14 protein-coding genes are annotated in these 11,967 nt (G+C 56.4%); 4 read left to right on the top strand and 10 right to left on the bottom strand.

Annotation, left to right across the window (positions count from 1 at the left end):
- Positions 1 to 2: 2 nt before the first annotated feature.
- Both hemB and NQF86_RS02645 read left to right on the top strand, forming a co-directional pair.
- Entirely contained in the window at positions 3 to 998 is a 996-nt protein-coding gene (hemB, locus tag NQF86_RS02650) for a porphobilinogen synthase (protein WP_266116049.1), read from the top strand.
- A 1-nt stretch (position 999) separates the two neighbouring features.
- Positions 1,000 to 1,386, top strand: coding sequence for a YraN family protein (locus NQF86_RS02645; protein ID WP_266116048.1), 387 nt, complete (start codon positions 1,000 to 1,002; stop codon positions 1,384 to 1,386).
- A 77-nt stretch (positions 1,387 to 1,463) separates the two neighbouring features.
- Here the strand turns inward: NQF86_RS02645 and NQF86_RS02640 are convergent, their stop codons facing one another.
- The 9 genes from NQF86_RS02640 to purB all read right to left on the bottom strand — a co-directional run bounded on the left by NQF86_RS02640 (position 1,464) and on the right by purB (position 8,710).
- Positions 1,464 to 1,790 (bottom strand): hypothetical protein, encoded by a 327-nt coding sequence (locus NQF86_RS02640; protein ID WP_266116047.1) that lies wholly within the window; start codon positions 1,788 to 1,790, stop codon positions 1,464 to 1,466.
- Between the two features lie 161 nt (positions 1,791 to 1,951).
- Positions 1,952 to 2,287 carry a Grx4 family monothiol glutaredoxin gene (grxD, locus tag NQF86_RS02635; RefSeq protein ID WP_266116046.1) on the bottom strand — a complete coding sequence of 112 codons (336 nt, stop codon included), beginning with the start codon at positions 2,285 to 2,287 and terminating at the stop codon, positions 1,952 to 1,954.
- 18 nt (positions 2,288 to 2,305) lie between these two features.
- On the bottom strand, positions 2,306 to 2,533 hold the full coding sequence (locus NQF86_RS02630) for a BolA family transcriptional regulator (RefSeq protein ID WP_266116447.1): 228 nt from the start codon (positions 2,531 to 2,533) through the stop codon (positions 2,306 to 2,308).
- Positions 2,534 to 2,563: 30 nt separating this feature from the next.
- Complete coding sequence (gene purL, locus NQF86_RS02625; protein ID WP_266116045.1) at positions 2,564 to 4,804, bottom strand: phosphoribosylformylglycinamidine synthase subunit PurL; 2,241 nt, start codon at positions 4,802 to 4,804, stop codon at positions 2,564 to 2,566.
- Positions 4,804 to 5,502, bottom strand: coding sequence for a phosphoribosylformylglycinamidine synthase subunit PurQ (purQ, locus tag NQF86_RS02620; RefSeq protein WP_266116044.1), 699 nt, complete (start codon positions 5,500 to 5,502; stop codon positions 4,804 to 4,806). The genes purL and purQ overlap by 1 nt, the downstream gene beginning before the upstream one ends.
- Positions 5,503 to 6,270, bottom strand: coding sequence for a Rap1a/Tai family immunity protein (locus NQF86_RS02615; RefSeq protein WP_266116043.1), 768 nt, complete (start codon positions 6,268 to 6,270; stop codon positions 5,503 to 5,505).
- Positions 6,267 to 6,509 carry a phosphoribosylformylglycinamidine synthase subunit PurS gene (gene purS / locus NQF86_RS02610; RefSeq protein ID WP_266116042.1) on the bottom strand — a complete coding sequence of 81 codons (243 nt, stop codon included), beginning with the start codon at positions 6,507 to 6,509 and terminating at the stop codon, positions 6,267 to 6,269. The genes NQF86_RS02615 and purS overlap by 4 nt, the downstream gene beginning before the upstream one ends.
- Complete coding sequence (purC, locus tag NQF86_RS02605) at positions 6,506 to 7,270, bottom strand: phosphoribosylaminoimidazolesuccinocarboxamide synthase (RefSeq protein WP_266116041.1); 765 nt, start codon at positions 7,268 to 7,270, stop codon at positions 6,506 to 6,508. Before purC ends, purS begins: the two co-directional genes overlap by 4 nt.
- Positions 7,271 to 7,378: 108 nt before the next feature.
- Positions 7,379 to 8,710, bottom strand: a complete 1,332-nt coding sequence (gene purB / locus NQF86_RS02600; RefSeq protein ID WP_266116040.1) for an adenylosuccinate lyase — start codon at positions 8,708 to 8,710, stop codon at positions 7,379 to 7,381.
- A 134-nt stretch (positions 8,711 to 8,844) separates the two neighbouring features.
- On the opposite strand from purB, the gene NQF86_RS02595 reads away from it, so the two are divergent.
- Entirely contained in the window at positions 8,845 to 9,564 is a 720-nt protein-coding gene (locus NQF86_RS02595; RefSeq protein WP_266116039.1) for a TerC family protein, read from the top strand.
- Positions 9,542 to 11,509, top strand: coding sequence for a lytic transglycosylase domain-containing protein (locus NQF86_RS02590; RefSeq protein WP_266116038.1), 1,968 nt, complete (start codon positions 9,542 to 9,544; stop codon positions 11,507 to 11,509). Before NQF86_RS02595 ends, NQF86_RS02590 begins: the two co-directional genes overlap by 23 nt.
- A 36-nt stretch (positions 11,510 to 11,545) precedes the next feature.
- On the opposite strand, the gene NQF86_RS02585 is transcribed toward NQF86_RS02590, so the two are convergent.
- Positions 11,546 to 11,851 carry a hypothetical protein gene (locus NQF86_RS02585; RefSeq protein WP_266116037.1) on the bottom strand — a complete coding sequence of 102 codons (306 nt, stop codon included), beginning with the start codon at positions 11,849 to 11,851 and terminating at the stop codon, positions 11,546 to 11,548.
- Positions 11,852 to 11,967: the final 116 nt, after the last annotated feature.

The raw sequence follows: 11,967 nt of genomic DNA, 5'->3' as shown, positions 1-11,967 counted from the left end.
GCATGATGATGACTTCTTTCCCTCACACACGCTTACGCCGCAACCGCCATGATGAGGCGACACGCCGCCTTGTCAGCGAAACTCACCTACATATCGATAACCTGATCTGGCCGATTTTCGTTTGTGAAGGCGAAAACCAGCGCCAGAAGGTAAAGGCCATGCCGGGCGTGGAACGTGTCAGTCTGGACCTTCTAGCTGAGCATGTTCGCCCGGCTGTAGAGCTTGGCATCCCTGCCGTAGCGCTGTTTCCTGTCACACCGCTGGAGATACGGGACGAAAAAGGCACAGAGGCCCTGAACCCCAATAACCTCATGTGTCGAGCTGCACGGACGCTAAAAGCAGCTTATCCTGAGCTAGCCCTCATTGGCGATGTAGCACTGGACCCCTACACCTCTCACGGCCATGACGGGCTGGTTCAGGATGGTCAGATTCTGAATGATGAATCTGTTGAGGTCCTCCGCCAACAAGCCCTCAATCAGGCTAAAGCGGGCATCGACATCATTGCTCCTTCCGACATGATGGACGGCCGAATCAAGGCTATCCGGGCTACGTTGGATGAGAATGGCTGCCAGACAACGCGCATCATGGCTTATGCGGCCAAATATGCCTCTGCCTTCTATGGGCCGTTCCGCAATGCTCTCGGCTCTGATGCTCTGCTGGGTGGCGACAAGAAAAGCTACCAGATGAATCCCGCCAACAGCGATGAGGCCCTGCGTGAAGTCGCCATGGACCTCGCAGAGGGGGCGGACATGATTATGGTCAAGCCGGGAATGCCCTATTTGGACATCATCCGCCGGGTCCGTGATCATTTTGCAGCCCCGACCTTCGCCTATCAGGTCTCCGGGGAATATTCGATGATTATGGCGGCCATTGAAAATGGATGGCTGGACCGTGAAAAAACCATTCTGGAAAGCCTCACGGCCTTCCGCCGTGCAGGTTGCCACGGCATCCTGACCTACTTTGCTGTCGAAGCCGCCCGCCTCCTGCGTGCCCGATAACATGATCTCTGCCCCCTCTCCTGCCCGCAGGAAGCGGGGCAGTTTAGCCTATAAGGCTGGGCTGGAAGCGGAGACTCTGGCTGCAGAGTTTTTGCTTGGGCAAGGTTACTCTCTACTGGGCCAGCGCATCAGGACCCCATACGGCGAGCTTGATCTTTTGGTGGCCAATGAGGATTGGTTGCTGGCCATTGAGGTCAAGCAGCGCACGACATTGGCTGATGCCCGCTATGCCCTCTCCCACAGGCAAGGCCAACGCCTCCTACGCGCCTTTGGCTTTATCATTGAAACACGGCCGGACTGGCAGCGCCCCAATAACCGGCTGGACGTTCTCATTATTGACGGGCAAGGAGCAATCGAACACATCGAAGACGCTCTACGCCTTTCTTGAGCCCACAAAAAGAAACCCCATGAAGCTCCGAAAGCTCATGGGGTAGGTACTTCAAGCCATCCGAAATAATAACGGATTCAGCCGCGGCGGCGATGAGTATTCCGCTGATGCTTGCTGACCACATGGCCATGGAAGGCCACAGTCCGCACAGCCGCACCATGATGAGAAGAATGCGCTGAAGCAAGACGAACAGGTGCAGCATGCCAGTGAGAGGCAGCAGGCTTGTGCAGTGCCACATGATGAAACTGATGAAATGCCGAAGGCGGTGCAATCAGCGCACTGAATGTCAGCTTGCTCGCTTCATGCTCTGTCAAAACACGATCCGCATGAGCTGCGGGAGCAGAAGCCAGCCCTGCAAACCCCAGAAGCCCAAAAAGAACCCCTCCCTTAAGGGATTTCACCATGTCACTACTCCCTCAACTTCCTCATCCCGCACGACCAGAGCAGGGACGGAACCTTTCGCCACAAATGATGAGCAGTCTAACCACGACATGCAAAGGAAAGCAATGTCAGACGTAACATCCCAGCATTTATTTAATAAAGCACCGCCCCCTACTGCCAGAATTCAGCCGGCGTTCTTCAGCAGACCCTTTTCTGCCAGCAAGCTTTCCAGCTCACCGCTCTGATACATGTCGGTCACGATGTCGCAGCCACCGATGAACTCACCCTTCACATAAAGCTGCGGGATGGTCGGCCATTGAGAGAAATCCTTGATCCCCTGACGCATCTCAGGGCTCTCAAGCACATTCTCCGTCTCAAACTCCACACCCACATGGGTCAGAATCTGCACGACACGAGCAGAGAAACCGCACTGCGGGAACTGCTTGTCGCCCTTCATGAAAAGCATGACGGGGTTCTTATCCACCAGAGACTGGATGGTCTGAAAAACAGCTTCACTCATTTGATCACGTCCTCTTAATCAGTCAGGCGTCCGTGTCTTCACGGCGAGAGCATGAAGCTCCGTTCCGACACGGTTCCCGAAAGCTTCATAAACCAGCTTATGCTGTCTCACCCGTGGGACGCCACGGAATGTTTCGCTGATGACCTCGCAGGCAAAATGGTCACCATCGCCTGCAAGATCTTCAACCATAATCTCCGCATCGGGGAAAGCGGCCCGGAGGGTCTTTTCAATCTCGTCTGCTGTCATCATGGTCGAAACCTCCTTATGTCCGTTCTTTCAGGGAAGTTCATCCAGATGCACGACAGGCGCATCGTCTTCCTGCTTCCCCATGAAGCGAGGGAAGAAAGAAGCATGCTGCTTCCGCAGATGCTGGACCGGCACAGCCATGTCGCCAAGCTTCAAGGCATTACCACCAGCACGTCCCAGACGGCGCACCGGAACACCAGCAGCCTGAGCAGCCTTCACCACAGCATCAGCCTGCTTCGTGGCCAGAACATAGCGGGCCTGATCTTCAGCAAACCAGAAAACATGTTCTGGCAGAGCATCCGGGCCTTTCTCAAGGGAACAACCCACATTGCCAGCCATCGCCATTTCAGCCAGAGCCACGATCAGGCCACCATCAGCCACGTCATGACAGGCTTCAACAGCGCCCTTCTGGATCTGCTCACGCACGAAATCACCGTTCTGCCGTTCCGCAGCGAAATCAACAGCCGGAGGAGCACCTTCCTCACGACCAAGGATTTCCTTCAGCCACATGGACTGACCAAGCTCACCCTTGGTCTCACCAACCAGAAGCAGCTCACCATCCTGCGGCATGGCCAGACCGACAGCTTTCTGCACGTCCTCCAGAACACCCACGCCACCGATCACAGGGGCAGGCTGGATGGCCGTCACTGACCCATCATCACCACGGGTCTCATTGTACAGGGAGACGTTACCGCTGACGACTGGGAAGTCCAGCGCACGACCAGCATCGCCAATGCCTTTCACGGCTTCGACAAACTGCGTCATGATGCGCGGATTTTCCGGGCTGGCGAAGTTCAGGTTATCCGTCATGGCCAGAGGCTTGGCGCCTGTGGCTGTCAGGTTACGCCAGACTTCCAGCACGGCCTGAGCCCCACCAATGTAAGGGTCAGCCTGCCCATAACGAGGCGTACAGTCTGTCGTCATGGCGAGACCACGATCGGTCCCCTCCACCCGGACGATAGCTGCATCAGCGCCGCCGGGACGCTGCACGGTCTGACCACCAACACCGCTATCATACTGGTTCCAGATCCATGCACGGGATGCCCCGTTGGCACTGGACAGAAGACGGAGTAACCCCTTCTCAACACCGCACGGATCAGCAGGCGGTACCAGAGCAGGCTGGCGCTCATACTTCATGGTCGGACGGTCATAGATCGGGGCTTCATCAGCCAGCGGGCCCAGCGGAATATCCGCCTCGACCTTCCCGTTATGACGCACCGTAATCCGCCCGCTGTCAGTCAGCTTACCGACAATGGCGAAATCCAGTTCCCACTTCTCGAAAATCTTACGGGCTGCTTCTGTCCGGTCCGGACGCAGCACCATGAGCATACGCTCCTGACTTTCCGAGAGCATCATCTCGTAAGCCTGCATGTTGGCTTCACGCTGCGGAACGTGATCAAGGTCCAGATCAATCCCGACCCCGCCCTTGCTGGCCATTTCCACGGCAGATGAGGTCAGACCGGCGGCCCCCATATCCTGAATGGAAATCACCGCATCGGTCGCCATCAGCTCAAGGCAGGCTTCCAGAAGCAGCTTCTCGGTGAAGGGGTCACCCACCTGTACAGTCGGCCGCTTGGAGCTGGATTCAGAATCGAACTCAGCGGAAGACATTGTGGCCCCGTGGATGCCATCACGGCCCGTCTTGGACCCGACATAAACGACAGGGTTCCCCACGCCGGCCGCAGCAGACAGGAAAATACGATCCTGACGGGCCAGCCCGACCGTCATCGCATTGACCAGCGGGTTGCAGTTGTAAGAGCTGTGGAAGTTCACCTCACCGCCAACAGTCGGCACACCCATGCAGTTGCCGTAGCCGCCAATCCCACGGACGACACCATCCACGACACGCTTGGTATCTTTATGGGACGGATCACCAAAACGCAGAGCATTCAGGTTCGCAATGGGGCGGGCACCCATCGTGAACACGTCACGCAGAATACCGCCAACACCCGTAGCTGCCCCCTGATAGGGTTCAATAAAGGATGGGTGGTTATGGCTCTCCATCTTAAAGACAGCCGCCAGCCCTTCCCCGATATCAATCACACCGGCATTTTCACCCGGACCATGAATGACCCACGGTGCCTTGGTCGGCAATGTCTTGAGATGCAGGCGTGATGACTTATACGAACAGTGCTCGGACCACATGACGGAGAAAATGCCAAGCTCTGTCAGGCTCGGCGTCCGCCCCATGATGTTCAGCACGGTCTCATATTCGTCATCTTTCAGACCGAAAGAGCGCGCCAGCTCAATATCAACAGGTGCTGCTGTCATCAGCCCAGTGCCTCCATGATCCCGGTAAAGAGTGGCAGACCATCCGTTCCGCCCAGAATCTCCTCAGTCAGATTTTCAGGATGCGGCATAAGACCACAGACACGGCGGTTCTCACTCAAAACGCCAGCAATGGAACGGGCACTGCCATTCATATTCACATGCTCATCGCTGTCCTTCACATGCCCTTCCGCCGTGCAGTAACGGAAAGCCACACGGCCTTCGCCTTCCAGACGGTCCAGCACATCGGGGGCAGCCGTATAGTTACCATCCCCATGCGCCATGGGGGCACGGAACACGTCACCATGTTTCCAGCCGGAGGTGAAGATGCTGTCCCGGCCTTCCACCTTCAGATGACAGTCCTGAGACAGGAAGCGCTGACCCGCATTCCGCAGGAGCGCTCCCGGCAGAAGCTGAGATTCCGTCAGAATCTGAAAGCCATTACAGACACCGAGGATATAGCCCCCCTTCTCCGCAAACTGGCGAACAGCCTTCATGATGGGAGAATGAGCCGCCATGGCCCCGCTGCGGAGATAGTCCCCAAAGCTGAAACCACCGGGAAGCACGATCAGATCAAGCCCATCGACATTATCCTGCTGATGCCAGAGCATCTGCGGTGTCTTGCCGGATACCACCCGGAAGGCCTGAGCCATATCGCGCTCCCGATTGGTGCCCGGAAAAACAACGATACCTGTTTTCATTTACTGTCTATTGTCCTCTGACTGTACCACTGGTGCAGATGCAACGGGTCGTACCGTGGAAGCACACGGATAATTGTCATGCAGGGCACGATAGATGCCACGACCGGCTGGTTCATTCAGGGCGTCTTCATGGCCAGCATACCAGCCGACCACCAGAGCACGGAGCTGTGCCCCCCGGATTTCCTTCGGAACACAGAAGGCCACCGGCGTATGCACACCCTCAACCGTGGAATAGTTGCGCGCCCAGACTTCGCTGTCCATTGTCCCAGCCAGATAGCCATCACAAGCCAGCATCCCGCTCTCATGCGTGCACATGGAGACCAGGCCACGGCCCGGCAGGGAGGAAATATTCTGGGCCTCAGCACGCTGCTCAACATACATGCCGGCCATCCCGGTGGGGCAGGCATAGTTATCATGCAGGGCCTGATACACGGCACGGCCAGCAGGCTGGCTTGCTGCCGTCTCATGTCCAGCCAACCAGCCAACTACGAGAGACCGCACCTGAATCCCCTTAATACCCGCGGGAAGACAGAAAGCCGTTGCGGGGCGGGCACCAACCAGTGCACCAAAACTTTGAGACCATGCGGCACCATCTACCACACCTGCCAGATAGGACCCGCACGCAGCGCGCTTGGATTCTTTCCGGCAGAGGTCTCCCAGTTCGATCCCGGACAGGGAAGAAATGCGCTGTGCATGAGCAGCCGTACCGAAGAACATGCAGGCAGCACCTAGCAGCAGAGCAAACCCCGTCTTCTGAACAGGCGTCATACAGTAACCTCCACATGGAAGTCCTCAATCACCTCATTCGCCAGTAGGGCACGAGCCATTTCCTCGCCCTTCTTCTTGGCGGCTTCGGCATTATCGGCCTTTACATGCAGGTCCACCACACGGCTGATACGCACATGGGAGGCTCCTTCAAACCCCAGAGAATGCAGCGCATGTTCCACTGCCTTGCCCTGCGGGTCCAGAACACCATCCTTCAGATAGACGAAAACCCTGACCTTCATTGTACACCCTCCACAGATACATTCTCACCTTGTCCGTTTTCCGGGAGGATGCCAAGACGGCGCGCCACTTCCTGATAAGCCTCGCCTACACCACCCATATCCCGGCGGAACCGATCCTTGTCCATTTTTTCCTGTGTGCGGCTGTCCCAGAGGCGGCAGTTATCTGGCGAAATTTCATCAGCCAGAACGATCCGCATCTCCTCACCCTGCCAGAGGCGACCAAACTCCAGTTTGAAATCCACCAGAGTGATACCGACACCCGTAAACAGCCCGCAGAGGAAATCATTCACCCGTAAGGCAAGGCTCTGGATCTCCTCAAGCTCCTGCGGATGCGCCCAACCGAATGTTGCAATATGTTCCTCAGAAATCAGAGGATCATTCAGCGCATCATTCTTGTAGTAATATTCCACAAGAGTACGCGGCAGACGGTCGCCTTCCGGCAGGCCAAAACGCTTGGACAGAGACCCCGCCACGACATTCCGGACCACAACCTCCAGAGGGATGATCTCCACCTCACGCACCAGCTGCTCACGCATGTTCAGGCTGCGGATGAAGTGCGTGGGAATGCCCAGCTCCCCCAGACGCTGCATCAGATATTCACTGATCCGGTTATTGAGAACGCCCTTGCCGGTAATGATGCCACTCTTGGCACCATTGCCTGCCGTTGCATCATCCTTGAAATACTGGACCACCGTCCCCGGCTCGGGCCCCTCAAAGATAATCTTGGCTTTTCCCTCATAAATCTGCCGACGGCGAGCCATGTCATTCAATCCTTACTTGATGCACCTACAGGTTCGTCCGGGCACCCTAGCACAGCCGGGTGCCCTTATACGAGACTGCGATCAGACGGGATTATCCCCGCCGGGTCCTTAGCCAAAAATGCGGGCGAAAATCTGATCCACGGCACGCAGATGACGTGCCGGGTCCAGCGCATCATCAAGGACGGCTTTCTCAACCCGTTCGGCAACGGCAGGATCGGCTTCCAGATTCTCACGGAAGGTCCGGCCTTCCGGGGTGCCAAGCTTGGTCCATGTCTCCATGGCGGCACGCTGGACGATACGATAAGCATCCTCACGGGAAATACCAGCACGGGCCAGCACCAGAAGAACCTCGCCAGAATGCACCACACCGCCAAGGCTTTCCACATTGGCAAGCATCTGGTCCGGATAGACCACCAGCTTCTCCATCATGCCAGACAGACGGGCCAGTGCAAAATCCAGCGTAATCGTGCCATCCGGGCAGATGTTCCGCTCCACGGAGGAGTGGCTGATGTCACGCTCGTGCCACAGAGCCACATTCTCCAGCGCCGGAGTAACATAGGAACGGATCAGACGGGCCAGACCTGTCAGATTTTCAGACAGAACCGGGTTCCGCTTATGCGGCATGGCCGAGCTGCCCTTCTGGCCAGCATGGAAGAATTCCTCGGCTTCACGCACTTCAGAACGCTGAAGGTGGCGCACTTCCGTTGCCAGACGCTCAATGCCGCTGGCGATCACGCCAAGAGCACAGAAGAAGGCTGCGTGACGATCACGGGGGATCACCTGTGTGGAGACAGATTCAGCCTTCAGACCCAGATGCTTCGCCACATATTCTTCCACTTCTGGAGAGATATGGGCATAAGTTCCCACAGCCCCGGAAATGGCACAGATGGCGATTTCCTCACGAGCGACTTCAAGACGGCGGCGGTTACGGGCGAACTCAGCATAGTGACCAGCCAGCTTCTGGCCGAAGCTCATCGGCTCCGCATGAATGCCATGGCTGCGCCCGATGGTGACGGTGTGCTTATGCTCATGCGCACGCTTCTTCAGCGCAGCAAGGAGGATATCCATATCCTCCAGAAGAATGTCTGTGGCCTGCGTCAGCTGCACGGCAAGGCAGGTATCCAGCACATCGGAAGATGTCATGCCCATATGGACAAAACGGCTTTCCGGCCCGACTTTCTCCGCCAGCCATGTCAGGAAGGCAATGACATCATGACGGGTTTCCGCTTCAATCTCATCAATCCGGGCCACGTCTGCATCGGAGAATGCCGCCATAGCCGCATCGCCCTTGGTACGGATGACCTTGGCAGCCTCCTCCGGGATTTCTCCCCTACGGGCGAGGGCCTCACAGGCCAGAGCCTCGATCTCGAACCAGATGCGGTAACGGTTGACAGGGGACCAGATGGCCGTCATCCGAGGGCGCGAATAGCGGGGAACCATGACGTAACTCCTGCAGGAAAAGCAATCCAGCCCTGATTAGCCTAAATGGTACCCTTTTGCCCAGAGGTGATAAGGAGAATAGATCTGCTTTTGCAGAGGGCGTAGTAGCACGGCCAGCATCATACTCCGGATGAATGATCTGCCTCACATCTGGTGTATTTTCCGTCTATACGGTCGAGAACAATGATATATGCTGGACACTGACAACGTATAGTATGGCCATGTCTCCTACCTATTTCATCCTGATGGTCTGCCTGACCATCATCCTCAATCTGGCTCTCAGCGGTTACAATGTGGTGATCCTTAAACGGATCATCGACAGCATAAGACCGACCAGACCCGATGGCGAGATTCAGGAACGCTCCTCACGGCAGGCTATCCTGTCATGCCGGCGTAAGGCCCTGATATTCGGGACAATGCTGGCCGCCTTCCTCAGGATCGGCCTGACTCTCATCCTGAGTGACCTTCTCATATTCTCCTACACCAAGATTGCGGCAGGCATTCTGCTGCTATGGACAAGCTGGGCTCTTTTCCGCACGCTCACCCGGCCTGCCCCGGAGGAAGAAAGCACCCATTCCACCAGTCTGGCCGAAGCCATACCGCAGATCATTATTGCGGACCTTGCCCTTGGTCTCGACAATATTCTGGGTGTTGCCTGCATTTCCGTCAATCATCACGCCATCCTCATCATCGGGCTGATCGTTTCAATTCTCGTCATCACATTTGGTGTCATGCTTACCCCGGCCCTCATGCTTCGTCTGCGTTGGGCAGGCTGGGCGGGACTGGTCATCATGATAGGGCTCAGTATCCACCTTATCATTCGGGGGTATCATGACGCCTTTCTCATCCACTGACGCCATGACAACAGCCCGCCGGACAGCCCTTCTCCTCTTAGGCAGCTTTTTCTGTCTAACCACGACAGCCATGGGAGATGACACAGACCGCACACTGGAACGTGAACTTGGCCTTGTGCCACCTCCTGCCACCTCGCAAGCCACATCTTCCCGCCTTAATGAATGGAAGGCCCTGACCGCCCCCGGTGGAACCGCCTATCCTGTCAGCCGTTATGCGGCATTTCTTCACCAGCAACCTGCATGGCCTTTGCAGAAACGGATTGAAAGCCGTTATGAAAAGGCCCTTCTGGCAGATGCATCCCCCCAGACACGCCGCACATTCTGCCCGGCCTTTCCTATAACCCAGCGTGCTCTCCTCTCAGCCTGCGCGTCTTTTCTGCCGGACCTGCCCGCACGAGCAAGACAGCTCTGGAGAGAGATGGACATGGGACCTGATGAGACCCGTCTGTTTCTTGCTCGTTTTTCCTCTTTCCTGACAGCTGACGATGACCTGAAACGCTATGGCAAGCTGGAAAGTACAGGTTCACTTGCCGCAGCCCGGCAACAGCTTCAACGTCTACCTGCCGATATGCGGCCCTTGCTGAACCCCAGACTGGCTAACCGCTTTGCCACACCTGACGCAGATTCTGCCTTCTGGAACAGCGCTGGCAACAACGATGCCGCACTAACCTATTATCGGCTGAAATATCTGCGACTACATGACAGGCTGGATGAAGCCCAGCAACTCTGGCAACAGGCCAACATAACGCAAACCGTCATCCGCCCTGCTCCGACCTCCGTGCAATGGCAGGATGAACGCACAAGTTTTGTCCGTGCTCTGCTCCGCTCAAACACACCGGACGCTGCCAGAATCAGCTTCGATCTCCTCAATACCATTCCGGCCGGCGCCCACACGCCCGACAGCCACCTCATGGCAGGCTATGTAGCCCTTACCCTCCTGCATGATCCGGATCAGGCACTGCCTCATTTCAAAGCACTCTCTACCGAAACAGATCTAAACAGGCAGGCCACCGGCCTCTACTGGATGGCACGAACAGCAGAAGCCCGTCACGCCAATGATGCGATGACCCTCTACAAAAAAGCAGCCTCATTACCCACGACATTTTATGGCCAGCTTGCTCTGGCCCAGACACTCCGCACCCCTTTTCTGACATCAAGTACACGAGACGACCGCTTTCTAGCAGCCCTGAAACAACAGTTAGACAAACTTCCCGCCCCCCCTCCCGGCGGAAGGCTTCCCCGTCCAGACCTCGTAGATGCGGCAACACGGCTTCAACAGGCAGGCGACATGATGAACGCCTCCCTGTTCCTCACCTTCCTTCAGGCACGGACACAGGGGGACAAGGCAGCCCAACCCGCCATTGCCCGACTAGCTCTCTCCATGAATCTGCCCAAAGCCGCCATTCTGGCCTCACGCCAGATGATGCGTCAGGGAAGCTCTCTTTATCCGGCAGGATATCCTACTCTTGATGTTGCAATTCCTTCACCCCTACCGGATGGCCTGATGCCTGCCTTGATCCGACAGGAAAGCAGCATGGATGAATTTGCTGTCAGCCCCCGCCACGCTCTTGGACTAACCCAGCTTCTTTTCCCAACAGCGCAGGAAACAGCCCGCCGTCATCAACTACCTTACAGGCTGACCTCTCCGCTCAACCTACTCGATCCGAACATCAACATTACAATCGGGAGCCTGTTCATGGCGGACCTGTACGCCCGCTTTGGCAATGTGCTGCCCTATGCACTGGCGGCCTATAATGCGGGCCCGTCCCGCTCCCAACAGTGGCAGACACAAATGAATAGCCCAGCCTCCCCGACCACAGCGGATGAAGAAACCATGTTACGCTGGATTATGCTGATCCCATACAAAGAGACCCGCTTCTATATTGAACATATTGAGACGGACATGTCTCTTTATGCTCTAGCTACAAAAAAAGCGGCCCATTGAGGGCCGCCTTTCCCACTGACAGACAGATGTCTGCGATCAGTTAGCCGGAGCTGCATCCGGAACAGGCTGCTGAGAAGGAGCCTGCGGGGCCGGGGCCTGCGGAGCAGCCGGCTGAGCGGACTTCTGCAGGGAAGACGCATTCAGGTCGTCAGTAGCCTGCGGAGCCTTGCCGTCTTCCTTCTTCGGAGCAGCATGCTTCATGCCGCACTTCTTGCCGTGGTGGTGGTGAGCGCCACGAGCGTGGTGAGCAGCACCTGTGTGTGTAGCATCAGCAGCAAAAGCCGGAGCGGCAGCAGCTGTCAGACCGATCAGGGCGATAGCAGAAAGGGACAGTTTCTTCATAAAATCCTCCTCAATCATCCTTCCATGTGATGATGGGGGTATTTTAGGACGAATATTTCTTCAAGACAATCACACTTATCTAAAAGAAATATTACATAAAAAACAGCTTTCTATCT

Origin of the sequence: Bombella pluederhausensis, assembly GCF_026385525.1 — a bacterium.
Classification (GTDB): domain Bacteria; phylum Pseudomonadota; class Alphaproteobacteria; order Acetobacterales; family Acetobacteraceae; genus Bombella; species Bombella pluederhausensis.
Note: the sequence above shows the minus strand (reverse complement) of the source record. Positions and strands in the feature narration are given on the sequence as shown.